Annotated in this window: 23 protein-coding genes; 11 read left to right on the top strand and 12 right to left on the bottom strand. The window is 58.4% G+C overall.

The window, feature by feature from the left end; all coding sequences use genetic code 11:
• Window positions 1-91 precede the first annotated feature (91 nt).
• Window positions 92-1327: an MFS transporter gene (locus tag E1180_RS06775; protein WP_155190413.1), complete on the bottom strand. Its 1236-nt coding sequence runs from the start codon at window positions 1325-1327 to the stop codon at window positions 92-94.
• A 370-nt stretch (window positions 1328-1697) separates the two neighbouring features.
• Here E1180_RS06775 and nadA point away from each other — a divergent pair, with 370 nt between their 5' ends.
• The 3 genes from nadA to nadC all read left to right on the top strand — a co-directional run bounded on the left by nadA (window position 1698) and on the right by nadC (window position 5358).
• Window positions 1698-2780: a quinolinate synthase NadA gene (gene nadA, locus E1180_RS06770; protein WP_155190412.1), complete on the top strand. Its 1083-nt coding sequence runs from the start codon at window positions 1698-1700 to the stop codon at window positions 2778-2780.
• Between the two features lie 94 nt (window positions 2781-2874).
• A complete protein-coding gene (locus tag E1180_RS06765) occupies window positions 2875-4476 on the top strand; it encodes an L-aspartate oxidase (protein WP_155190411.1) in 1602 nt (533 codons plus the stop codon).
• Between the two features lie 18 nt (window positions 4477-4494).
• Window positions 4495-5358 carry a carboxylating nicotinate-nucleotide diphosphorylase gene (nadC, locus tag E1180_RS06760; protein ID WP_155190410.1) on the top strand — a complete coding sequence of 288 codons (864 nt, stop codon included), beginning with the start codon at window positions 4495-4497 and terminating at the stop codon, window positions 5356-5358.
• 123 nt (window positions 5359-5481) lie between these two features.
• Here the strand turns inward: nadC and E1180_RS06755 are convergent, their stop codons facing one another.
• Window positions 5482-6075 (bottom strand): HupE/UreJ family protein, encoded by a 594-nt coding sequence (locus E1180_RS06755; RefSeq protein ID WP_155190409.1) that lies wholly within the window; start codon window positions 6073-6075, stop codon window positions 5482-5484.
• Between the two features lie 329 nt (window positions 6076-6404).
• Here E1180_RS06755 and E1180_RS06750 point away from each other — a divergent pair, with 329 nt between their 5' ends.
• Window positions 6405-6905, top strand: a complete 501-nt coding sequence (locus E1180_RS06750; RefSeq protein ID WP_155190408.1) for a YqhA family protein — start codon at window positions 6405-6407, stop codon at window positions 6903-6905.
• A gap of 21 nt (window positions 6906-6926) precedes the next feature.
• Window positions 6927-7964: a GlxA family transcriptional regulator gene (locus E1180_RS06745; RefSeq protein WP_155190407.1), complete on the top strand. Its 1038-nt coding sequence runs from the start codon at window positions 6927-6929 to the stop codon at window positions 7962-7964.
• A gap of 35 nt (window positions 7965-7999) precedes the next feature.
• On the opposite strand, the gene E1180_RS06740 is transcribed toward E1180_RS06745, so the two are convergent.
• The 5 genes from E1180_RS06740 to ygfZ form a co-directional block, all read right to left on the bottom strand.
• Window positions 8000-9223, bottom strand: a complete 1224-nt coding sequence (locus E1180_RS06740) for a cell wall hydrolase (RefSeq protein WP_155190406.1) — start codon at window positions 9221-9223, stop codon at window positions 8000-8002.
• Window positions 9224-9428: 205 nt separating this feature from the next.
• On the bottom strand, window positions 9429-10412 hold the full coding sequence (locus E1180_RS06735) for an NUDIX hydrolase (RefSeq protein ID WP_155190405.1): 984 nt from the start codon (window positions 10410-10412) through the stop codon (window positions 9429-9431).
• Window positions 10413-10432: 20 nt separating this feature from the next.
• On the bottom strand, window positions 10433-10939 hold the full coding sequence (locus E1180_RS06730) for a tyrosine phosphatase family protein (RefSeq protein ID WP_155190404.1): 507 nt from the start codon (window positions 10937-10939) through the stop codon (window positions 10433-10435).
• A 160-nt stretch (window positions 10940-11099) separates the two neighbouring features.
• Window positions 11100-11762, bottom strand: coding sequence for a YfbR-like 5'-deoxynucleotidase (locus E1180_RS06725; RefSeq protein WP_155190403.1), 663 nt, complete (start codon window positions 11760-11762; stop codon window positions 11100-11102).
• A gap of 27 nt (window positions 11763-11789) precedes the next feature.
• Entirely contained in the window at window positions 11790-12671 is an 882-nt protein-coding gene (gene ygfZ / locus E1180_RS06720) for a CAF17-like 4Fe-4S cluster assembly/insertion protein YgfZ (protein ID WP_283404525.1), read from the bottom strand.
• Window positions 12672-12839: 168 nt separating this feature from the next.
• On the opposite strand from ygfZ, the gene E1180_RS06715 reads away from it, so the two are divergent.
• On the top strand, window positions 12840-14171 hold the full coding sequence (locus E1180_RS06715; RefSeq protein WP_155190401.1) for a dihydroorotase: 1332 nt from the start codon (window positions 12840-12842) through the stop codon (window positions 14169-14171).
• A 156-nt stretch (window positions 14172-14327) separates the two neighbouring features.
• Here the strand turns inward: E1180_RS06715 and E1180_RS06710 are convergent, their stop codons facing one another.
• A complete protein-coding gene (locus tag E1180_RS06710) occupies window positions 14328-14564 on the bottom strand; it encodes a DUF2061 domain-containing protein (RefSeq protein ID WP_155190400.1) in 237 nt (78 codons plus the stop codon).
• A 133-nt stretch (window positions 14565-14697) separates the two neighbouring features.
• Here E1180_RS06710 and E1180_RS06705 point away from each other — a divergent pair, with 133 nt between their 5' ends.
• The 4 genes from E1180_RS06705 (at window position 14698) to E1180_RS06690 (ending at window position 19126) form a co-directional block, all read left to right on the top strand.
• Window positions 14698-15549, top strand: a complete 852-nt coding sequence (locus E1180_RS06705; RefSeq protein ID WP_155190399.1) for a helix-turn-helix domain-containing protein — start codon at window positions 14698-14700, stop codon at window positions 15547-15549.
• Between the two features lie 198 nt (window positions 15550-15747).
• On the top strand, window positions 15748-16983 hold the full coding sequence (locus tag E1180_RS06700; RefSeq protein WP_208996976.1) for a L,D-transpeptidase: 1236 nt from the start codon (window positions 15748-15750) through the stop codon (window positions 16981-16983).
• A gap of 209 nt (window positions 16984-17192) precedes the next feature.
• Entirely contained in the window at window positions 17193-18455 is a 1263-nt protein-coding gene (locus tag E1180_RS06695; RefSeq protein WP_155190397.1) for a BtaA family protein, read from the top strand.
• Between the two features lie 17 nt (window positions 18456-18472).
• Complete coding sequence (locus E1180_RS06690) at window positions 18473-19126, top strand: class I SAM-dependent methyltransferase (RefSeq protein WP_155190396.1); 654 nt, start codon at window positions 18473-18475, stop codon at window positions 19124-19126.
• On the opposite strand, the gene E1180_RS06685 is transcribed toward E1180_RS06690, so the two are convergent.
• Window positions 19123-19791, bottom strand: a complete 669-nt coding sequence (locus tag E1180_RS06685) for a hypothetical protein (protein WP_208996975.1) — start codon at window positions 19789-19791, stop codon at window positions 19123-19125. The genes E1180_RS06690 and E1180_RS06685 overlap by 4 nt on opposite strands.
• Window positions 19792-20030: 239 nt before the next feature.
• Between E1180_RS06685 and E1180_RS06680 the strand changes: the two genes are divergently transcribed.
• Window positions 20031-20675: a LysE family translocator gene (locus E1180_RS06680; protein WP_208996974.1), complete on the top strand. Its 645-nt coding sequence runs from the start codon at window positions 20031-20033 to the stop codon at window positions 20673-20675.
• Between the two features lie 122 nt (window positions 20676-20797).
• On the opposite strand, the gene E1180_RS06675 is transcribed toward E1180_RS06680, so the two are convergent.
• The 3 genes from E1180_RS06675 to E1180_RS06665 form a co-directional block, all read right to left on the bottom strand.
• Window positions 20798-21070 (bottom strand): hypothetical protein, encoded by a 273-nt coding sequence (locus E1180_RS06675; protein WP_155190395.1) that lies wholly within the window; start codon window positions 21068-21070, stop codon window positions 20798-20800.
• 192 nt (window positions 21071-21262) lie between these two features.
• Window positions 21263-21673 (bottom strand): TIGR02301 family protein, encoded by a 411-nt coding sequence (locus E1180_RS06670; protein ID WP_244313984.1) that lies wholly within the window; start codon window positions 21671-21673, stop codon window positions 21263-21265.
• Window positions 21674-21711: 38 nt separating this feature from the next.
• Complete coding sequence (locus E1180_RS06665) at window positions 21712-21942, bottom strand: hypothetical protein (RefSeq protein ID WP_155190394.1); 231 nt, start codon at window positions 21940-21942, stop codon at window positions 21712-21714.
• Between the last annotated feature and the right edge of the window lie 68 nt (window positions 21943-22010).

Raw genomic sequence — 22010 nt, 5'->3', positions numbered from 1 at the left:
ACGCCTCACGGGGACATCGCATCTACCCCTTGCGGCGGACTATGCAAAATCCTGAGAACTTATGTCAATCCAGGAACCTAAGGAATTTGCATCACTCCGCAGCCTGTTGGCTGAGGCGTGCGACCGGTTTTTCCTGGATCGGCCAGTGAATGATGGCCGCGGCAATGCCAAGGGCAATCCCCATCCACCAGATCGCGTCATAAGAGCCGGTCTCATCGTAAAGCTTGCCGCCAAGCCAAACGCCGAGGAAGGATCCGATCTGGTGGGACAGGAACACGAACCCGAAAAGCGTTGCCATGTAGCGCGGGCCGAACATGACCGCGACAAGCCCGGATGTCGGCGGAACGGTCGACAGCCACAAGAGCCCCATCACGCCGGAGAAGATCAGGACTGTAGCCGGGCTGACCGGCACCATGATGAAGATGAAGATCGCGACTGCGCGCGCCAGATAGATCAGGGAAAGGAAAATCGGTTTCGAATACCGCCCGCCAATGTAACCAGCGGCCAGAGAACCGGCAATGTTGCACAGACCGATCAGCGCAATCGCGGTCGCGCCCCAGGACGGGTCGAGCCCAAGATCAGCGATGTAGGGGGGCAGGTGAACGGTGATAAAAGCCACGTGGAACCCACAGACGAAAAACCCGATGGTCAGCAGAATAAAGCCCCGTGTGCCGAAGGCTTCGGCCATCGCGGCAAACAGGTTCTGGTCTGGGCCAATTGCGGCCGCTGACGGGCCATCGGCTCTCCCGCGCAGCGCGATCGCAAGCAGCGGAATGATGGCGATGATGCCCGCAAAAACGATGAGGGTTTGTTGCCAGCCGATATGTTCGATCAGCGTCCCGCCAAGCGGCGCGAACAGAAACTGGCCAAGCGATCCGGACGCTGTTCCAATTCCAAAAGCCAGCGAGCGTTGTTCGGCTGACACGGCACGCCCGAATGCGGCCAAAACCAGCGAGAAGGACGAAAAGGCAATTCCCAGGCCGACGAGAACGCCGGCGGAAACATGAAGGGCGACGGCGCTCTGCGCATCCACCATCATCAAAAGGCCGGCTGCATACATGAGCGCGCCAAGGGTCATGGTTTTCCAGGTGCCATAGCGGTCAGCCATCATGCCCGCGAACGGCTGGCCGAGGCCCCACATGAGGTTCTGGATCGCAATTGCCAGCGCAAACAGTTCCCGGCTCCAGTCACGGGCTTCCGTCATGGGCTGGAACAACAGGCCCATCGCCGAGCGCGGTCCAAAGGAGACGAGGGCAATCACGCATCCGCAGGCAATCACAAGCGGGATGTTCGGGCCGGAACGCTGGGTCGGTGCGGCGGGTGTCATGGCAATCCATTCCTTGCAGGTGTCACCAATCGTGACTTGGCGATAGATTAACGCCGAAGGCGGGGATCCTGAAACGCATTCTTGTGATGCGACCCATCAGGCACAAGAATGAATGAGGCGATCCCGGGCGGCCCTTTCATCAAATAAGCGTCATTGTGTAGGCCGTTGATTATTATTAGAAATTCTTGGTGGCGTAAGAAAAATCAGGAAAGTATTGGATTTTGCTCCCAGGGAGGCGTATATAAACTCCGAACGAGCAAAAGTGCATGGGCTAACGGCCCGTTTTCTTTTGCCACAGATATGCTCAGATAGAGTATAAGTGAGCTGCTGCTCTAAAAGGTGCGGCAAGCGCAAAAACAGGGAGGTCGAAATGACCATCGCCCAAGCCACGGCTCCAGTTGGCCAGCCGATTGACGGCCAGAGGTCGGCCCTTGAACGTTATGGCCGCCTGCCACGCCCGGATCTCAGCTACACAGCAGAGGTCGCAGAGGCAACGGCTCCGATCTACGAGAAGGTGAAGCACTTCATCCCGCAGATCGAGTGGGTCATGCTTGCCCCGACAATCCATGCGATCAACGCCCTGAAAAAGCAGCGCAATGCGGTCATTCTCGCGCATAACTACATGACGCCCGACATCTACCACGGCGTGGCGGATATCGTCGGTGACAGCCTTCAGCTGGCCATCGAGGCGACTCGTACCGATGCGGATGTGATTGTTCAGTGCGGCGTACACTTCATGGCCGAGACATCCAAAATTCTCAGCCCGGAAAAAACGGTTCTGATTCCGGACATGCGTGCGGGCTGCTCGCTTGCCGAATCGATCACCGGTGCGGACGTACGGGGCCTGCGGGAACGGAACCCCGGTATTCCGATCATCACCTATGTGAACACATCCGCCGACGTGAAGGCAGAATGCGATATCTGCTGCACCTCCTCCAACGCGCTTCAGGTTGTTGAGAGTTTCGGCGTCGACAAGGTGTTCCTCATCCCGGACAAGTATCTTGCCGCTAATGTGGGCAACAAGACTGATGTGGAAGTCTTGATCTGGGACGGTGCCTGCGAAGTGCACGAACGTTTCACCGCAGAAGAGCTGCGCGATTACCGCAGGATCGAACCGGATGTGAAGATCATCGCGCATCCTGAGTGCCCGCCGGAAGTTGTCGCGGAGGCCGATTTTGCCGGCTCGACAGCGCATATGATCGACTGGGTGAAGACCAAGCGGCCGGAAAAGGTGATGATGGTCACCGAGTGCTCCATGGCCGACAATGTGGCCAGCGAAACCCCGGGCGTGAACTACATCCGGCCGTGCAACCTGTGCCCGCACATGAAGCGGATCACTTTGACCAAGATCCTCGACAGCCTGTTGGACATGAAGGAAGAGGTTGTTGTCGATCCGGCTATTGCCGCCAAGGCCCGCACAGCGGTCGAGCGCATGATCAACTTGAAAATCTGATCCAATACGGTCTAAACCGCGCTCAACGTGTTTCTTCCCGGGCATTGCCCGGGGAGGTTTCCGGGGAACTCCCCAACGCTTCAGGACTATTCCCATGACCGTCTCGGTAGAGGACTTTGCACCTGCCTATCTGGGCAAGGATGTTGATGACGTCGTTATTCTGGGGGGCGGCCTTGCGGGGCTGTTTTGCGCGCTCAAGCTGGCGCCCCGGCCGGTTACTGTCATTTCAAATGCACCGATCGGGCAGGGCGCATCGTCCGCCTGGGCGCAGGGCGGCATCGCCGCTGCAATCTCCGAAAAGGATTCGATCGAAGCCCACCGGGACGATACGTTGAAGGCCGGTTGCGGCATCTGTGAGCCGAAGATCGTCGAACTGATGACCGGCGAAGGCAATGACCGGGTCCGGGATCTTCTGTCCTATGGGGTTCCGTTTGACCAGGATCTGGAAGGCCGGCTTCAGCTGTCCCGGGAGGCGGCGCACTCCCAGAGCCGGGTGGTGCGTGTGCGCGGCGACATGGCCGGCAAGGCCATCATGGATGCATTGCTTACCGCCGTTCACAACACGCCGTCCATCCGGCTCGTAGAAGGCTATATGGGCGAGAGTTTCCTGGGCGAAGGCCGGTATGTGACGGGTGTCCTGGCGCGCAAGCGCGGCGGTCTGGAGCGTCTTGCCTTCCCGGCAAAGGCGGTGGTGCTGGCATCCGGCGGGATCGGGCACCTTTATGGCCTGACGACCAACCCGGCCGAATCCAATGGCCATGGCCTTGCGATGGCGGCCCGGGCCGGGGCCGTCATTGCTGATGCCGAATTCGTCCAGTTCCACCCAACCGCCCTCGATCTTGGCAAGGATCCGGCGCCGCTTGCCACGGAAGCCTTGCGGGGTGAAGGGGCCATTCTGGTCAACAAGGCCGGTGACCGCTTCATGGAAGGCGTACATGCCGATCTGGAGCTTGCACCGCGGGACGTGGTTGCACGGGCAATCTTTCAGGAAATTTCCGAAGGCCGCGGCGCGTTTCTGGATTGCCGCACGGCGATTGGCGGCCGGTTCGAGCGCGACTTCCCGACTGTTTTCAAAGCTGCCCAAGCCGCCGGTCTTGATCCGGTGACGGATCTTCTACCCGTTGCCCCCGCAGAGCACTATCACATGGGCGGCGTGTTGACCGATGCCAATGGCCGGACCTCTCTGGACAATCTTTGGGCTGCGGGCGAAGTCGCCTCCACGGGGGCGCATGGGGCCAACCGTCTGGCGTCCAATTCCCTCCTTGAGGCGGTGGTGTTTGCCGCCCGGATCGCGGAAGACATTCAGGGTCTGATGCCGACCCCGCGCAGTGCTTACTGGAACACAATGGACGACGCGCCAGGCCTGCCGAGCCAGCGCAACACCGATGAGCGCGAAGCCATCACCGTGCTGCGGCGGACCCTTGCGAGTAACGTCGGCGTGCTGCGCACGGCGTCCGGATTGAAACAGGCGCTTACCGATATTGGAAAAGCCGAAACCATCTGCGTGCGGGAGTCGATCCGCAACATGATGGTGACCGGGAAGGTTGTTGCGGCGGCCGCCCTGAAACGCGAGGAGAGCCGTGGGGGGCATTTCCGGACCGACTTCCCGAACCAAAAGCCGGACATGCAAAAGCGTTCGTTTACTAAGCTGAGCGAAGTGGACGCCCTGACCGCCGACCTGCTGGAAACGGCATAGCCCGATAAGGTGCAGAACATGTCAGACAGTTTAGTGCCGAGCCTGCCGCAGCTCATGATCGACGATGCGGTCAAGGCCGCGCTTCTTGAGGACCTGGGCCGCGCCGGTGACATTACCAGTCAGGCGACGTTGCCTGCCAATGCCTGGGCAACGGCTGTCATCGCGGCCCGCAAGCCTGGCAGTCTTGCCGGTATCGCGTTTGCTGAAAGCGCTTTCCGGCAAACAGACAAGGAATTGCGGTTTGAGCCCGTGATGACAGACGGGAGCCGGCTTGCGGAAAAGGATGTCGTCGCCCGGATTGAGGGGCCTGCACGGGCGCTCCTGTCGGCGGAACGTGTCGCGTTGAATTTTCTCGGCCATTTGTCTGGGATCGCGACGGCAACGGCCCGGTTCGCGGACCTGATCGCCCATACCAAGGCCGACATCGTCTGCACACGCAAGACAACACCGGGTTTGAGAGCTTTTGAAAAATATGCAGTCCGCTGCGGCGGCGGCTCCAATCACCGGTTCGGGCTTGATGATGCGATCCTGATCAAGGACAACCACATCGCGGTGGCAGGTGGTGTTGTGGAAGCTGTCACGGCTGCCAAGAAGTTTGCCGGGCATCTGGTGAAGATCGAAGTCGAGGTCGACACGCTCCATCAGCTGAAGGAAGCCCTATCGGCCGGCCCGGACGTGATCATGCTCGACAACATGCCGCCGGACATTCTGAAAGAGGCGGTGGCAATCGGAGGCGGGACGGTTCTTCTTGAGGCGTCCGGCGGGATTGAACTGGATACGGTAAAAGCGGTTGCGGAGACCGGTGTCGACTTGATTTCAAGTGGTTGGATCACCCATTCCGCACCGGTGCTCGACCTCGGTCTCGACATCGAGATCGCCTGACATCGCGTTGCCGCGCAAAGGAACGCGCTTTTATGGGGCCGTGCACCGCCCAAAGTTGATCGAATTTTATCTGGTTGAGCATTGGGCGGCGGGATTTCGCCGCCCATTTTGTGTTCTGAAGGATCAACCAGTGGCCAGAACCAGGCCGCCAGCAGCGGTCAGGACACCGAGCCCCCTGATAATGCGGGATCCGAACACTGTGTTGCCGCTTGCCGCCGTGTGGGCGCCAAATCCGATCAAGAGGCCGGCCGCATGAAGACAAGCGGTGGCCAGAACAAACCCTGCCGCATAGCCCAGTTCGCCCGCAGACCCGATTTCACCGCCATGGGCATGACCGTGGCACACACCGAAAGCCGCGACGAGCGCGACAGAGATCCACAGCGGAAACCGCAACGCCAGGGCAACCGCAACTCCCAAAAGAACGACGGATGCGAGGATGAGCGGCTCGACAAAGGGCAGGGGAGCGCCAGCAAGTGCCAGACCAAAACCAGCGACCATCGCCCCGACAAAAGCCGTTGGAAGCGCCCAAATAGCGCGCCCGCCCAAAAGGGCTGCCCAGAGGCCGACGCCGATCATGGCGAGGACGTGGTCGAGGCCGAAAATGGGATGGGTGAACCCAGCGGCAAACGATCCGTGCTCGGTTGGATCAAGGTGCGCAAATGCGGGAGAGGCCGAAACGGCGACAAGAAGCGCGGCTGCAGCGAAACGAATACTCATGTGTGATCCTTCATTTGGTCGGTCTGGTGCCCCGGAGTGGGTCGCACCTTTCATGCGTGTCTTTTGAAGACATGCGCGGTTATGGCTGATTCTTCGACCTTTGAAAAATCAGAGATAATACGCAAGAATTTTTGATTAGAAGTCGCGGTGCAGCGCCGTCGAGGCTTAACGAATGTCGTCACCCAGGCAGATGTGTATGGCGTCAATTGTCAGGCATTTTCAATAATCGCGCTTGATCTTGAACAATGCATTGACCGCCGGAACACCGCTCAGTGATCCCCGCTTGGTGAGGATCACAAGCAACGGCCACGTTTGCCTGGAAGGGATGAATGAGCGACAGCGCGCACGACACGGAAAAAGAAATGGATGTGGTCACCCGGTTGACCCGATGGGCTCAAATCCCGCTTCTGATCGGTTTGGCCGTGGGGATGATGTTGTTTCTGGTCACTTTTTTTGTCGACATCCTTGATGCGATCCGGACCTTTGAGTTTATGGACCGGAAGAAGACCATACTCCTGATCCTCAATTTGCTGGACATGGTGTTTATCGCCAACCTGGTGATTATGGTTTCAACAAACACCTACAACAGCTACCGGATCCGGGCCTCCGCGCATGGCGAGGATTACATCCAGCAGGGCCAAATGGCCTACCGGCGGATGAAGCACCGGATCGTCTCGACGATCATCATCATCTCGTCGATCCATGTCTTGAGTGAACTGCTTGAATATTCCCAGGCAACGGCTTTGCAGGTGGCCGCCCTGTTTGGCTTTCATTTGATCTTGCTGGCAACTTATGTTGTGACGAATGTCTTTGAATCGAACGAGCGATAGCATTGAGTCACTGGTCTGGAAATGCCGCAATCCGATGACAACTGCAAAGCCATGCGGCAAAGGGCGGAAATGAACGGTGCCGCACAGGCCGTACCGGGGGGCACCAGCATTTGTTTTCTGCTGCTGGACAACTTTTCGCTGCTGTCTTTTGCATCCGCAATCGAACCTTTGCGGATCGCCAACAAGATCATGAAACATAAGGCATTCGACTATGTTTGCTGCACGCTCGACGGCAATGATGCTCTGGCAAGTTCAGGCGGCAAGATGCGGGCAGATTGCGCATTGGACGATATTCAATCGCCGGATCTACTCGCGATTTGCAGCAGTGACGATGTCGAATTGAACAGCCTGAGCCCGTCCCACAAAAATCGGCTCCGGTGGTTTGCCCATCAAAAGACTCGGATCGCGGGCATTTGCACCGGTGCCTACATACTGGCGGATCTCGGCTTGCTCGAAGGTCGGCAATGCACCATTCATTGGGAATACGCTGACCTCTTCAAGGAGCTGTTTCCAAAGGTCAAACTCATCGACAGCTTGATCCAGACCGACGATCACTATCTGACATGCGCCGGTGGAACGACAGCGCTAGATCTGATGATTGGTTATATCGCTGATCTTCATGGCGGCGCGGTTGCCAGCGAAGTGGCAAGCATCGCGCTGCATCAGGATATGAGATCAGGTAGTGAGCGACAGAATACACTGATGCGGGACGAGCTACACCTTATCCCGCCCCGCTTGCGGCGGTGTATTGAGCTTATGACCGAAAATGTTGGGGATACCCTGTCCCAGAATGAGCTGGCGGCCCGCCTCAAAGTCAGTCCGAGGCAATTGCAGAGGGACTTTCAGCACTATTTTGAGTGTTCACCGCTTCACTATTACAGCAAGATCCGGCTCGATATTGCCCAGCGGCTTGTCTGCCGCACCGCCATGCCGATGATCGAAATCGCGGTGGCTTGCGGTTTTGCGAATGCTTCACATTTCGCCAAACGCTACAAAGACCTTTACGGCAAGAGCCCGATCGAGGACCGGCATGCGAAAGGCCGGTCCCGTCAGCAATGATCGCTTGAACGGATAAAGGGTGTTGCGACGCTGGATCACCAGCCGCCGGCATAGGTCTTGTAGAAAATGTGCAGGCCGATCTGGCCGCGCTTTGCCATGGCCTTTGCCCACCGCGGGTTGACATAGGTCGCGTGGTAGTGGGTCGAGGCATCCACCATTTTCAGATACTGCTTGCCGTCCGATACTTCCCGCGCCAGCCGCTGGGCCGTCTTCCAGGCGCCTGGGCTGTTAATGCGGTCCTTGATGCCGTCGCAGGCGTAGGAGAACTGACAGCGATTGCGCTTGTGCTTGTTCTGGTAGACCACGCCGCAGATCGTGTCCGGATAGGCAGGATTCTTCACGCGGTTGAGCACAACCTGTGCCACGGCGACTTGGCCCTCTTCGCTTTCGCCGCGGGCTTCGAAATAGATCGCCTCTGCAAGGCATCGCTGTTCCTTTGCTGTGCCGACGGAAAGCGGCAGCGGTTTTTGCGCCCACCAATGCGGGTTTTCCGGATCCTCGGGCGGAGGCATGTCCTGTTCGTATTTCGCGGCACCGAAGAGGGCGTCGAAAGGTTCCTTGGTCTCTCTCACGCTGTCAGGGGCATAAGCGGAGACAAGGGAAAAGCTGGCCGCCGCCGCATTGCGGGCCATCATAACTTTTTGCAAGTCGAGCGGGCCATCTTCCGAAGACCCGTTACCGCTCGTCTTTTCGTCCAGCGGTTCCGGTTTCACAAACGCAACCCGTGGGAGATCTTCCTGGCGTTTCTCGTTCGAGATCAGGCTGGACATGGCATAGACATTACCCGCCGACATGTCGATCATGTGCCGGTCGGGGGCCAGCGTGATTTTCCGGTCGCCCTTGGAGGAGGTGTTCGTGACAATCTCCGTGGGCACCGTGTCCGGCTTTACCTGGCGGACTTCCTCGTCGAGGCCGATGACCGGACGGGCCTTGAAACCGCGTTTGGACGAGGTAAGGGTCAGCATCGGGCTATTGGTGTGATCCGGGACAGGATGCGTCGCCAAATTGACGGCCGGAGCGTGCTTTGTGGTGAAGGTGGCATGTTCCAATGCCATCATCCAACGCGGCGTTTCGGCTTCGTGTGCGTTGATGACCGCAAAGATATCCTGTTCGCCAATGGCGCCGCCAAGGCCAATGAAGACCAGTGGGCTGAGGAATGCAAGTCGTGTGAGCCGGCGCATGCGCGCACGGACCGGGCCATATTCATTGGTCACTTTTGAAGAATACCGCTTCTGGTTGCGGGAATCCGGGCCAAACATACGCAGCCAACTCCAACTCGATACAGATCGCCAAGAACGCAAGGCGGACTAGCGCTAACGTTGTGTCAACGAGAACACTCGAATTGAAAATGTCTGCTTAACCTTGAAAGACCGTTAATGGATCAGGAAATCGCAGAAAAACCGCATTCGATTTCAGATTTAGCGCGATTTATGGTTAATATTACTTAGAAAACGACGCCTGTCTTCAGCGTCCGCCAACCCTGAGGCCAGGGGCGGGCCGTTCGCTCAGCAGCTGATGCCGGAAGCGGAACAGGGCCGCCGGGCGTCCGCCGGTTGCTGTTGACGTTGCCCCCGTGGGCTCAACCAGATCGGCATTTTCCACCAGCCGGCGGAAGTTCTGCTTGTGCAGGTGGCGGCCGGATATGGCTTCCACCGACGTCTGCAAATCGGTGAGGGTGAAGGTTTCCGGCATAAGCTCGAAGATGACCGGCCGGTACTTGAGTTTCCCGCGCAGACGCGAGATGGCTGTGGCCAGGACACGCCGGTGGTCAAAACCCATCGGCGCACCAAGAGGGGGCAGGGTCGTGCGGGAAAGGGCGGCCGGGCGCCCGTCCCGTTTGGCTTCGGGCACGAGACCTGCCTCATAAAGCAGCTCATAGCGCTCAAGGGCCCGCTCCTCGTCCCAGTCAGACGATCCGGTGCCGAAGGCAAGGCGCACACGTTCCTGCCGGCCCAGCGGGCGCGGCGGTTCGCCGGGGCCGGGCGGTTCGCTGGCCCAGTGTGTCAACTCTGGAAGTATCGCCTGGTCCAGGAGGGCCGGACGTCCGCTGCGCCAGTCTTCCCATGGAAAGTAATCGTACCAGGAGCGCCAGGCCGACTTGTGTTTCGCCAGCATGCTCTCAGAATCAGCCGTTTGGCGGGTGAGTGCCAGATACCCCACAGAGACCACGTGCGGACCTTCGTCCCCGCTGACCCGGTGGCGGCCGCGGTCACCGAATGTATAAAGCTGTTCGACATAGCCAAGGCGCAGGGCCGTCTGGTTTTCCACCCAAGACCGCAAGCCGATTTCAAAGGTCCGGTGGTGAAGCGGGTCAAACGGACCAAACGGCAACCCGTCTTCTTGCGCATCGCCCTGATCTTCCACATGCACGATTTGCGGCAGACCCTGCGCAACGGTGACGATCACAGCATTCAGACCGATTTCGATGCTGGCGTGCCGGTGCGGCATGATGGCTCCTGACGGTCAGCTCAAGCGAGCGGCATTTCAAACGGTGTGCCTTCAAAGGCATTGGCACCCCGGCCGATGCCGCGGATCGCATCGATCATCCGGCCGTCACGGCCCAGAAGCTTGTCGGCCATGGCAACAATCCGCGCATTCGGAGTGGCGGATGGTGCCCGTTCCCTTAGCAGCGCGGCCATGTGGTACTCATCCGCGTCGGGATTGAGAGTACAGGCAGCTGTATAGGCGCCGGCGGTCGAGCGGCTGATCCCGGCCCAGCAATGGATCACAAGCGGTGCCTTTTGATCCCAGGCACGGATAAAGGCGAGGAACTGTTCGATATGCCCTTCGCTTGCCGGGACCAGACCCTCGACAGGCGCAACGATGTCGTTGAAGGCAAGAAACAGATGCCGGTCTGCCGCAATTCCGGCCGGGGTTGGAACCGCCATTTCTGCGTTGATCAGGGTCACCAGCGACTTGGCACCGGTTTTTTCTACCGTTTCCGGAAGCCGGGATAGGGAACATACATGCAGCATTGTCGACCAGGGTTCGCGGTTGTTTGATCTCTAAACTAGATCAGCGGCTGTTCAAGTGGAACCGCTTGAACCGTCGAAAGCTGATCGATTTTAAGTCCCTAGAGCAACTTTTCTGCATGAAGATGACCGCCGGCTGCTCTGGTCCGGATAACCGTCTGCGTCACCCCGCGGCGGGAGTGGATTTGGAATTGGTCGCGTCTGCCCGCAACGCTTCAATCTCTGTGAACCGCTCCATGAAGAGTTTCTCCGCTTTTGCGACCGGCTGCGGTGTGAGGCCGTAACGCAGCTTTCCATGCTCATCCAACGGAAAAGTCCGGGGCTTTCCGAAGATCCGGCCGGCCTCCTGTTCTGAAAAGCCGGCGAGTTCAACCGCTTCGAAATAGGCGCAAATGATGTCGGCACGCTTGCAGAGCTTCTTGATGGTCTGCGGGATTTCTGCCGGGAGCCCGAACCGGAGGTGAATAGCTCCTTGCAACCGGGCTTCCACCGCCTTGTAGGCTTCCCCAATGACCGACTTGAACGGTGAGATCATGTCACCGATCACGTATTCCGGGGCATCATGCAAAAGAACGGCAAGGCGCCAGTCCGGGGATAGATCCGGTTTCAGCTGGACGGTAATGTCCTCGACGATCAGCGAGTGCTCGGCGACCGAAAACGCATGATCCCCATAGGTCTGGCCATTCCAGCGCGCGACGCGGGCCAGTCCATGCGCAATATCGGAAATTTCGACATCCAGCGGTGATGGGTCCAGAAGGTTGAGCCGCCGCCCGGAAAGCATGCGTTGCCAGGCGCGGGGCGGTTCGTCGGAACGTGCTGTGGACATGAGACCTTCTGGGCGTTGCTTAGTGTGTTATTCCGCCGCCGCGTCCTGCGGCCAGCCAAAACCGGCCCAGGCCGGCAAGGAAACACTGACCGGGGCGGCACCGCAAAACAGCGGGGTGCCGTTGTCGAGCGCGGCCTTTGCCTTGTCAAGCCGCAACAGGGCGAGCCCCTTGTGAACGTCTCCCAAAGCAGTGGATGATCCGGACGTGCCGATGCTTTTTCCGTCCGCGGTTACGTCCGTTCCCATGGCCGGAAGGTTTTCGGCGCTCTCAACCAGGACGAAGCGTTTGCGCGCCGTGCCACGGTGATGGACGCGGGAGACAACCTCCTGACCCACATAACAGCCTTTGGAAAACGAAACACCGTTCAGCTGGTCGAGCCCGGCGTCATGTGGGAAGATCTCGGAATAGGCGTAGTCTTCCAGGCCCTCTGGAACACCAAGGGCGATCCGGTGCGCGTGATAGGCCTCTGGGCCTTCAGGTGCCGTTCCCAGCTCTTCCGCGATAGCATCGGCCGGACCGACGATCCGGCGGCCGAGATCTTCCAAACGCGGGTCCGCGACACTCACAAGTGCGGACGCAACGTCCTTGTCGCTGCCCCACAGGGCCAGGACGGCAAGCGTGTCATCGGCAAGTTCCAGATCGACCTTCGAGCGGAGCCGGTAGAATGTCAGGCGCTTGAGCAGGTCGCTGGCGGTCTCCCGAGGGGTGTCGATCAGATAGGTCCCGCCGCTTTTGTAGATGAGGAAGTCAAACTGGATTTTACCCTGCGGTGTGAGCAAGGCTCCATAGCCGCCGGAGGTGTCACTCACGCTGTCGATGTCGGATGTCACCAGATTCTGAAGAAAATGCTGGGCTTCGGGGCCGCCAACACGGATGACGGCGCGATTGGGGAGCAGGGCGAGGGTCACGAGTTTACTCCGCATGTCTGGACCGGCCGGAAGCGGCCTTTCCAGCCAGATAGGCGGTTTGAAGAGACACGGCAAGACCAGGGCGATCTGCTCTGGTTCTTTCAGCAGCGGTTGCGTATAAGCGCAATCAGAACGATCCGATGGAAAATGCGCAGCTGGAGGAGCCATATGAGCACGACTTACGACCTGATCCTGAAAAACGGAACAGTGGTGAATCAGGATGGTGAAGGTGCGCGCGACGTCGGTATTCGCAATGGGCGCATCGCCGGGATCGGTTCATTTTCAGAAGATCAGGCCGGTGAGACGGTTGATTGTTCAGGGCTTCATGTGCTGCCGGGTGTGATGGATACCCAGGTCCACTTCCGGGAACCGGGTCTTGAACATAAGGAAGACCTGGAATCGGGCGCAAGAGCTGCGGTCATGGGCGGGGTCACCACCGTTTTCGAAATGCCCAACACCAATCCGCTGACCACGTCCGAAGCTGCGCTGGCAGACAAGGTGAAGCGTGCGCATCACCGCATGCATTGTGATTTTGCATTCTGGGTCGGCGGCACACGGGACAACGTCAAGGATATTCCCGACCTGGAGCGCCTTCCGGCTGCTGCCGGGATCAAGGTGTTCATGGGGTCTTCGACCGGAGATCTGCTGGTTGAGGATGATCAGGGCGTCCGTGATATCCTTAAAGCAACCCGCCGCCGGGCGGCCTTCCATTCCGAAGATGAATACCGCCTTCGCGAGCGCGAAGGGGAGCGGGTGGAAAACGATCCGAGTTCCCATCCGGTCTGGCGGGACGAGATCGCAGCTCTTCAATGTACCCAGCGCCTCGTGAACATTGCCCGCGAGGTGGACGCCAAGATCCATATTCTTCACCTGTCGACGGCTGAAGAGGTCGATTACCTGATCGACCACAAGGATGTCGCTTCGATTGAGGTTACACCGCACCATCTCACCCTGACGGACGAGGCCTATCACCGCCTTGGCTCGCTGGTCCAGATGAACCCGCCAGTCCGGTCACCGCGCCATGCCGAACGTCTGTGGTGGGGTCTGTCGCAAGGCATTCTCGATATTTTCGGGTCCGATCACGCGCCGCATCTTCTTGAAGAAAAGCAGAAGCCCTACCCGGCGTCTCCGTCCGGCATGACGGGCGTTCAAACTCTTGTTCCGATCATGCTTGACCATGTGAATGCGGGCCGCCTCAGCCTGGCCCGGTTTGTCGATATGACCAGTGCAGGTCCGGCGCGCCTGTTCCAGACCTCCCGCAAGGGTCGTATCGCGGTCGGATATGATGCTGATTTCACGGTGGTGGACATGAAGCGTACGGAAACCATTAGCAATGACTGGATTGCCTCCAAGCCGGGCTGGACACCTTATGACGGTAAATCCGTCACCGGTTGGCCGGTTGGAACGATCGTCCGGGGCAAGCGCGTGATGTGGCAGGGCGATTTGGCCGCACCGTCCCTTGGCGAGCCGGTCGTCTTTCAAGATGGCGTCACACGCTGAACCGATCCAAAAGCGGAATTTGAATGCCGGGTCCAAAGGATCCGGCATTTTGCTTTTCTAGATCAGCGCACGATGCATCGGACCCGATTTATCGCCCGCTGATCGAATATGAAGTGAACGGACATCTTGGGCGTTTCGAACCAAACGCCCGACGCTCTAACGTTCCAAAGGGGCGGGGCGTTGCGTTTGCCGGGTCAGAGTTCCCCAGGCCACACGGCTCCAGAGCCGCTCATGAAGAAAAAAGGTAACGAACCCGAGCGCACAGGAGCTTGTCGCCACTGTCAGCGCAGCAAGCAGCGATCCAGTATGAGGGAAGGCAATCGCCGTCATGGTCACAACACCAAGTGTTTGCCAGGTGATGGACTTCAGTAGGGTTCGTTTTGCAGTGTCCATGAAGTCCGCCAGATTTGCGTTGGGTTTGTGTTGGCGCAATCGATACCCTGATTGGCAACCTTGCGGGAATTCTGTAAATATGCGGCATTAATCCAATAACGTTGGATTAATTAATCATCTGCAGGATTTTTAAATGGACAAACGGATTCGGTCTGCCCTGTTCCGCCAGCGGCTTCTGGACGCCCTGGAAACCCAATCTGTTAGCAGAAGTGCGCTTGCCCGCCGTTGCAGCGTGGACCGGTCCACAATCGCTCAGATCTTGGCCGAAGATGATGGGCGTGTCCCCAATGCCCACCTGGCGGCCGAATGTGCGGCGGCGCTGGGCGTGAGTGTGGACTGGCTTCTTGGATTGACGGAGCGACGGGAGACAACCGCAGAGCTTCTGGAGACATCCTTCCGGCTGGCGGAGGCGGAAAAGACCATTGCCGACACACGGCTTGAAGAATGGCTGACCGAGGCGGCCGGCTACAAGATCCGCTATGTGCCGACGTCAATCCCGGACATTTTGAAAACGGATGCTGTCCTTGACTATGAGTACAGCAGCTTTCTCGACAAGACACCGGCTCAAGCCGGATCCGCCGTGCAGGATCAGGAGAAATGGCTCAGCCGTCCGGGTTCGGACTATGAAATCTGCTGTTCCCTGGAGCAGGTGCAAAACCTTGCCCGGGGCGAAGGATACTGGCGGGAGCTGAGTTCAGCCGCCCGCAAGGAACAGCTTGAGGCGATGGCAACGCGTTGCGATGCTCTTTATCCGGCGCTGCGTCTCTATTTTTTCGATCCGAAGGTCGTTTACTCTGCGCCCGTAACCATCTTTGGTCCGCTCTTGGCAATCGTCTATCTCGGGCAGCAATATCTGGTCTTCCGGGAAAAGCGGCAGGTTGAAGCTCTGACACGCCATTTTGACCAGCTGATCCGCGACTGCGGCGTGGATGCCCGCAGCTCTGCCGCCATGCTTGCTGAAATGGCGGAGAACTGCGCGTCCTAGCCGCACCAATTTTGCGAAAGGCGCCGGATTTCATACAATTTGTGATGTGAATAACATCAAAAACCTGATTAAGCTGCCAATTTGGGGCGGAAGAGGTAAGGAAACCAATGAGTAACCTTATCTCCTAACTGAAAGTACATAGCTTTCCGGTAGAGTTTTAGTCGAGCTTTAATGGTTTTGCGTTGGGGGAGCTCAGGGATGGATCTGGGTCTTTTGAAATACCGTTTCACGCCGGGAAAACGGCTCATGCCTGCCACCCGGCTTGCTGGGGCAGCCTTCCTGTCCGCAGCATTGACCGCGGGTGCGCTGGCCCGAGACGGCGAGCCGGACACCACTGCGCCGGTTTCCGAACATCCGTTGCACATGCTTGTCTCGATCAACGATCAGAGCATCAGCGTTTACCGGGGAACGGAGCTGATCAACACGTCGCCGATCTCCTCTGGCAAGCGCGGCCACAGCACACCAACCGGCGTGTTTTCGATCCTGGAAAAACGGCGCAAGCACTTCTCCAATCTCTATGACAATGCGCCTATGCCGTTCATGCAACGGCTGACCTGGTCCGGTATTGCGTTGCATGTGGGCAAACTTCCCGGTTATCCCGCGTCCCACGGCTGCATTCGCCTTCCGCGTGATTTCGCGATGTCGATCTACAAGATGACCGAACGCGGAATGCATGTTGTTGTGACCAAGGACCCGTCCGTGCCGGCGCGCATTCAGCATGCCGTTCTGCCACAGCCATTTTCCGTCCGCACGGAAGTTGCCAGTCTGGCCGAGACCATGATCAACGCGGATCCGGCTTTGCGCGGGGCCATTCAGGTCGCGACCGTCCCGCAGGAGCTGCCCGCGGTTCAGCCGGAAAACCCGCATTTTGATCAGCCCTTGCGAATGATCATCACGCCGGTCCAGCCGGAAGGAAAAGTCCGGACCTTGCAGCGTCTGTTGAACCAGCTGGGCTACAATGCCGGTCCGGTTGATGGCGTGGTTGGCCGCAAGACCCGTGCCGCGATCCGTCTGTATCAGGAAGGCGCGGAAATGCCGATTACCGGCAACATCACCGACAGGCTTGTGTCGCTCATTCATGGTGAAGCGGGCTATCAAAAGCCGCATAATGCGATGCTGCGCGTCCGCCGGAAGTTCCGGGATATCTATCAGGCACGTGTCACACTCAAGTATCCGGACACTGAGATCGGGACCCATGTCTTTACCGCGCTCGACTTCGAGCAAGGCGACAGGTCTGCCGGGTGGATGGCCGTGGATGCCGAGGGCGGGCGCGGCGGATCCGCTGCCAGCATCCTGGACCGGCTGGAAATTCCGGACGATGTCGCAGCGAAGCTGTCGCGCATGTTGACACCAGGAACCTCCCTGACGATCACGGACCGGAGTTTTCAGCGCAATACCGGTCTGGGCACGGATTTCGTCGTCATCACCCGTTAGGTCATCTCCCGGCCGAATTGATTGCAATGCGTTTCAATCAAAACGGGCAGGGCTCTGAAAGGGATAAACACAGGTTTCAAGAATCCCCGCTCCGGCGGGGATTTTTTTATTATCCGGATAAGGGCGCTTTTCAGCCAAACCGTCACCAAATTGTCGCGTCGCTGACGTATCGGGAGGCAGCAATTTGTGACAGGAGGCGTAGGAAAGTCATGGCGCGGAATACACTGGATGCATCAAAGAAGCGGCTGAAACATGCAGTGCACCGGTCTGATGCCACGTCCCGGGAAGGGATGCTGGAGCGCCTTTTTACCTTTGCCTTCAAAGGCCTGGTCTATCCGCAAATCTGGGAAGATCCGGATGTCGACATGAAGGCGCTTCGCCTGACGAAAGACAGCCGCATGGTGACGATTGCCTCCGGCGGCTGCAATGTCATGTCATATCTGACAGCGAATCCTGCCGAGATCACAGCCGTTGATCTGAACCGCGCCCATGTGGCGCTCGGACGTCTGAAACTGGCCGCTGCCAAACATTTGCCGACTTACGAGGCGTTCTACCGGTTCTTTGGAGAGGCGGACGAAAAGGCGAATATTGCAGCCTATGAACGGTTCTTGAAAAACCAGCTGGATCCGGAAACCATCACCTACTGGGAGGGACGGGATCTTGCCAACTGGGGCCGGAAGCGCATCACGCTTTTCTCCCGCGATCTCTATCATCATGGGTTGCTTGGTTACTGTATCGGGCTCGGTCATCTCGTGGCGCGGCTTTACGGGATTGATCCCAAACACATGGTTCGCACCAAGTCCTTGGAAGAACAGCGGTCGTTCTTCGACAATGCTCTTGCGCCCCTGTTCGACAAGCGTCTGGTGCGCTGGGCGACCTCAAAGAAGATGTCGCTCTACGGTCTTGGCATTCCGCCCGCGCAATATGATGCGCTTGTGTCCGCCAATGCGGACGGCAACATGTCGGCAGTGCTGAAAGAGCGTCTGGAAAAGCTGGCATGTGACTTCTCCATGCAAGACAACTATTTCGCGTGGCAAGCCTTTGGCCGGGGCTATGCCCCCTCAAGTGACGCATCGAGCGGCGAGGCGGGCCCGTTGCCGCCCTATCTTAAGCGTGAGCACTTTGAAGCAATCCGCCAGCGTGCCGGCCGGGTTCGCGTCCTGAACCGGAATTTCACAGAGCATCTGCAAAGCGTTGCGGACGATACGCTGGATGCATATGTCTTGCTCGATGCGCAAGACTGGATGACCGACCAGCAGCTGAATGCGCTTTGGACAGAAATCACCAGGACGGCACGACCGGGCGCGCGGGTGATATTCCGGACCGCGGCTGTTCCAACGCTTCTGCCCGGACGCGTGCTGGACAGCATCCTCGACCGCTGGACCTATGAAGCCGAGGAAAGCGTGCAGCTTGGCCAGCAGGACCGTTCGTCCATCTATGGCGGGTTCCATCTTTACGTCTTCAACGGGTAAGGAATACGATTTCTGTCATGACCGAGACGGTTGAAACGGCCCGCTTGATGGATGCTGTCTATCAGCATCAGCGCCATTTTTATGATCTCACACGCAAGTACTATCTTTTGGGCCGGGACCGGCTGATTGCCGATCTTGATCCGCCGGCCGGGGGAAAAGTCCTTGAACTCGGGTGCGGCACGGGGCGGAACCTGATCGCCGCGGCCAAACGGTACCCGTCCGTGCAGTTTGTCGGACTTGATATTTCACAGCATATGCTGGAGACGGCGTCCAGGAACATCCGGAAGGCGGGATTTGAGGACCGCATTACCCTCGTTGAAGGAGATGCTTCCAATCCGGTCGCGCTTGATGCTTCGGGAGCGCAGGTGTTCGACAGGGTATTTTACTCATACACGCTGTCCATGATCCCGGTCTGGCGCGAGGCGCTGGCGGCCGGTGCAAGCCGCCTAAGGCCGGACGGAAAGCTCTATGTGGTCGATTTCGGCCAGCAGGAACGCTTGCCGCAGTGGTTCAAGACGGCGTTGTTCAAGTGGCTGGGGTCATTTCATGTGAGCCCGCGTCCAGAGCTTGAGGACGAACTGAGCATGCTTGCCCGAAAACATGGCCTCAAGCTCACCCACAAGGCGCTTTATCGCGGTTACGCGCTCTTTGCGGCGCTTTGCAAGGATTAATCCCCGGCGACGAAGTAATGCAGCGTACCGTCCGGTCCTATGCCGACGCGGTAGAACACCCAGGCACCGAAGTCCTGTGCGTCCGCGAAATCACCCGCCGTGATGATCCGGAAAAGCTCGACCTTCTGCTCCGGTGTCAAACCTTCCAGAGGGTAGCGCGCAAAGTACGGCCAGATATACATCTCATAGGGGGTCCCGACATCCGCATGCACGAATCCCGCATCCAGAATGTCCGCCAGGATCGCCAGGATTTCGTAGCCCTCGCCATCGCCCGAGGCCTGTTTGAGGTGGTCGATCGGATCGCCGGCGCTGCCGAAAGAAACGGTCGGCGGCATTTCATTGCTCTCGAATATCATGCGCAGCCGGTCAAAATCGCCTGCTGCCGCTGCTTCCTTCAGCTGGGCGTGCATGCGGGCAACCGGCTTCGGCAGCACCGAAGGATCATAAAACACCTGAGGCAGATCCGCTTCGTCCGCTGCCTGAGCCGGGACGTCGGTTCCGGTGTTTGTCGTGGGATCCGGCTGCAGTTCCTCCGCCGGGATCTCAACCGGGGCGGCCACTGCATCCGGCGTAATCGTGATGGTCTCGATCTCCACCGTCTTGCCGGCTGCGGGGGCGGTCAGCAGACCGCACGCAGTCAGAACCACAGCAACTTGCCGCGTCATGATACTTCTCCACGTTACCACGCCGGCCGAAGAGCCTTTGCTGTTGCCTCAGACATGGGCAGCCGAACCGGAAATTCCAGGCTATGAACTGTGCCGACGCCTTTCCTTAAACAATTCGCGCCATTGTGAAAACGGGGCGCCTGCGGATTCGTGAACTTGTCAGATCGAAACAGGGCCGGTATCGAGAATGGCACGCAAACGTGTCAAAGCCTTATCGCCATGAACCAACAGGACCGCTCGTGAGCTATCTGGAATATGCGCTGATCGGATACCTGGTTGGAATCGTGACAACAGCGCCCGTTGGTCCGGTCAACGTCATGGCAATTCAGCATGCTGTTCACAGCGGCTTCCGGCAGGGCGTCTATGTCGGGCTGGGGGCCGTGGTTGCCGATACGGTCTATGCGGCGGTGGCCATTTTTGGTGTCGCCAAGATCACCCAGTTTATCGAAGGCCAATTCAGCCTGATCGAGATTGTCGGCGGTGCGCTTCTGCTGATCTTTGGCTTCAAGATCTGGAACACCCATCCGCATCTCGAAACGGACACCAACGGAAACGCAATCGAGCGCGGCTTTCTGGGCGACTCGGCAGCAGCGTTTTTCATGGCGATCACAAACCCGGGCGCGGTGCTCGCATTTATCGCGATTTTTGGCGGCCTGGGCAATTTCCGGCCCGAGCACGGCGACATAGCGGGCGCGCTTGTCATGGTAGCCGGGGTTGCGTGCGGCGCGACATCCTGGTGGGTTCTCGTGTCGGCGACCGTTTCGCACTTCAAGGCGCGGATCGACGATCGCTGGCTGGATCGCGCCAACCATATCGCCGGGTTTATCCTGATGGCGTTTGGTGCGCTGATTTACCTGAAGCTGGGCTTCGACTGGCTCACGTGAGGCGGTCCGCAATTTGGCATCGCTCTTGCCTCCCCGGCGCGGCTGGATCGCCGGCGTTGCTGATACGCGGCGGGAATCAAAAAGGCCGGCAAGGCCGGCCCGTCTTCATGCCATCAAGGGTGCTACTGCAGGACCCGGTGCACCGTGTAGTCGCCGCGCTGAATTCTTTCCGGAAGACCTTCGGCCAGTTTTGCAACCGCATCTTCGCCGTAGGTCGCCACAAGATCGGCAAGGGCGGTAAACATGGCCGCATGGGCGACCGCATCGGCATCTACACCATTGGCGATGGCTTCGGCCCAGGCATCGGAGATAAAGCCGAGCGCGGCCCGCCGGATATCCTCGTCTTCGGCAAATTCGGCTTCCATTGCCGCGTCAGCATAATCGTCGTTGTACATTCGTTTCCTTACCGGTCTTTCCCGAAACGCAGGTCAATCAACTCCCGCGTGTCCCTTCCCCGAATCTTGTGCCTTGATCCTAGCACGGAGAACCGGGCTGATAAGTAACCGTGAACACAAACTTAACGGCCACCCACAAATTTGATGCAAAAGGTTTACGAAAAGGTAATATTTCGGGGAAATCTCGCAGAACTATCGTCCGTAGCGGCTGGTGACGTCGGTGATGATGCGCTCACCCTCCACCAGATACTGTTCCATTGCGAGACGGGCAGCCGTCGTGCAGTCACGATAAACAGCTGAAAAACCACGATAACCTTGATTGAACCGTTCGATGAAACGGCGCCGGCGGTTCTCGTCTAGCGTTTCCGCGTCGAGAAAATCTTCCATCTGGTCACGCCAGCTTGGTACGTCTCTTTCCCCGCAGACCGGACGCAAAAAATGAAGGGCGCCGAAGATCTCGGAGAGGCGCATCAGCTGCTGTTCGTAAGGTGGCGCTGCCGATGGGCCATCTTGCGCCAATACAACCTGAGACGATAAAACAATACAAAAGACAGCCGCAGACAGGGCTTTCAAGGCGTTGATTCTGGCATGAACGACCATCATGGCCGGATCATGCGCAGGGGCATCGGCGGCTGCAAGGCCTATTGGACATTGACCCCAGGAATTGGCGTAACCGCGCAAAGATTATGAGGAGTGGCGGGCAAGGCCTGATGGGGGAGCATCTGGACATTCATGCTGCCATTCCGGTCAATGAGGCCGGGGCACGCGTCATGCACATGGGCAGAGGCTGCAGGCATCAGGCAGACCAGAAAAAGAACGGCAATCGACCCGATCTTCAGCGCAGCGGCTGCGAGAAAGAACAGTATTTGCATTTTTGCGGACCCACCAAACAATCACTGACTGCCATATTGGACCCGGATTGCACCGCTTGGAAATCAAG

The sequence above is a fragment of the Roseibium denhamense genome (assembly GCF_009711415.1).
GTDB lineage: Bacteria > Pseudomonadota > Alphaproteobacteria > Rhizobiales > Stappiaceae > Roseibium > Roseibium denhamense.
Note: the sequence above shows the minus strand (reverse complement) of the source record. Positions and strands in the feature narration are given on the sequence as shown.

Coding starts and splice junctions, on each gene's coding strand:
- E1180_RS06745 (WP_155190407.1), top strand. CDS start 6,927: ATGCCGCAATCCGATGACAACTGCAAAGCCATGCGGCAAAGGGCGGAA.
- E1180_RS06695 (WP_155190397.1), top strand. CDS start 17,193: ATGGCGCGGAATACACTGGATGCATCAAAGAAGCGGCTGAAACATGCA.
- E1180_RS06755 (WP_155190409.1), bottom strand. CDS start 6,075: ATGAGTATTCGTTTCGCTGCAGCCGCGCTTCTTGTCGCCGTTTCGGCC.
- E1180_RS06690 (WP_155190396.1), top strand. CDS start 18,473: ATGACCGAGACGGTTGAAACGGCCCGCTTGATGGATGCTGTCTATCAG.
- E1180_RS06705 (WP_155190399.1), top strand. CDS start 14,698: ATGGACAAACGGATTCGGTCTGCCCTGTTCCGCCAGCGGCTTCTGGAC.
- E1180_RS06750 (WP_155190408.1), top strand. CDS start 6,405: ATGAGCGACAGCGCGCACGACACGGAAAAAGAAATGGATGTGGTCACC.
- E1180_RS06700 (WP_208996976.1), top strand. CDS start 15,748: ATGGATCTGGGTCTTTTGAAATACCGTTTCACGCCGGGAAAACGGCTC.
- E1180_RS06765 (WP_155190411.1), top strand. CDS start 2,875: ATGACCGTCTCGGTAGAGGACTTTGCACCTGCCTATCTGGGCAAGGAT.
- E1180_RS06665 (WP_155190394.1), bottom strand. CDS start 21,942: ATGCAAATACTGTTCTTTCTCGCAGCCGCTGCGCTGAAGATCGGGTCG.
- E1180_RS06670 (WP_244313984.1), bottom strand. CDS start 21,673: ATGATGGTCGTTCATGCCAGAATCAACGCCTTGAAAGCCCTGTCTGCG.
- E1180_RS06675 (WP_155190395.1), bottom strand. CDS start 21,070: ATGTACAACGACGATTATGCTGACGCGGCAATGGAAGCCGAATTTGCC.
- nadC (WP_155190410.1), top strand. CDS start 4,495: ATGTCAGACAGTTTAGTGCCGAGCCTGCCGCAGCTCATGATCGACGAT.
- E1180_RS06735 (WP_155190405.1), bottom strand. CDS start 10,412: ATGCCGCACCGGCACGCCAGCATCGAAATCGGTCTGAATGCTGTGATC.
- E1180_RS06715 (WP_155190401.1), top strand. CDS start 12,840: ATGAGCACGACTTACGACCTGATCCTGAAAAACGGAACAGTGGTGAAT.
- E1180_RS06740 (WP_155190406.1), bottom strand. CDS start 9,223: ATGTTTGGCCCGGATTCCCGCAACCAGAAGCGGTATTCTTCAAAAGTG.
- E1180_RS06725 (WP_155190403.1), bottom strand. CDS start 11,762: ATGTCCACAGCACGTTCCGACGAACCGCCCCGCGCCTGGCAACGCATG.
- E1180_RS06775 (WP_155190413.1), bottom strand. CDS start 1,327: ATGACACCCGCCGCACCGACCCAGCGTTCCGGCCCGAACATCCCGCTT.
- nadA (WP_155190412.1), top strand. CDS start 1,698: ATGACCATCGCCCAAGCCACGGCTCCAGTTGGCCAGCCGATTGACGGC.
- E1180_RS06685 (WP_208996975.1), bottom strand. CDS start 19,791: ATGACGCGGCAAGTTGCTGTGGTTCTGACTGCGTGCGGTCTGCTGACC.
- E1180_RS06730 (WP_155190404.1), bottom strand. CDS start 10,939: ATGCTGCATGTATGTTCCCTATCCCGGCTTCCGGAAACGGTAGAAAAA.
- E1180_RS06710 (WP_155190400.1), bottom strand. CDS start 14,564: ATGGACACTGCAAAACGAACCCTACTGAAGTCCATCACCTGGCAAACA.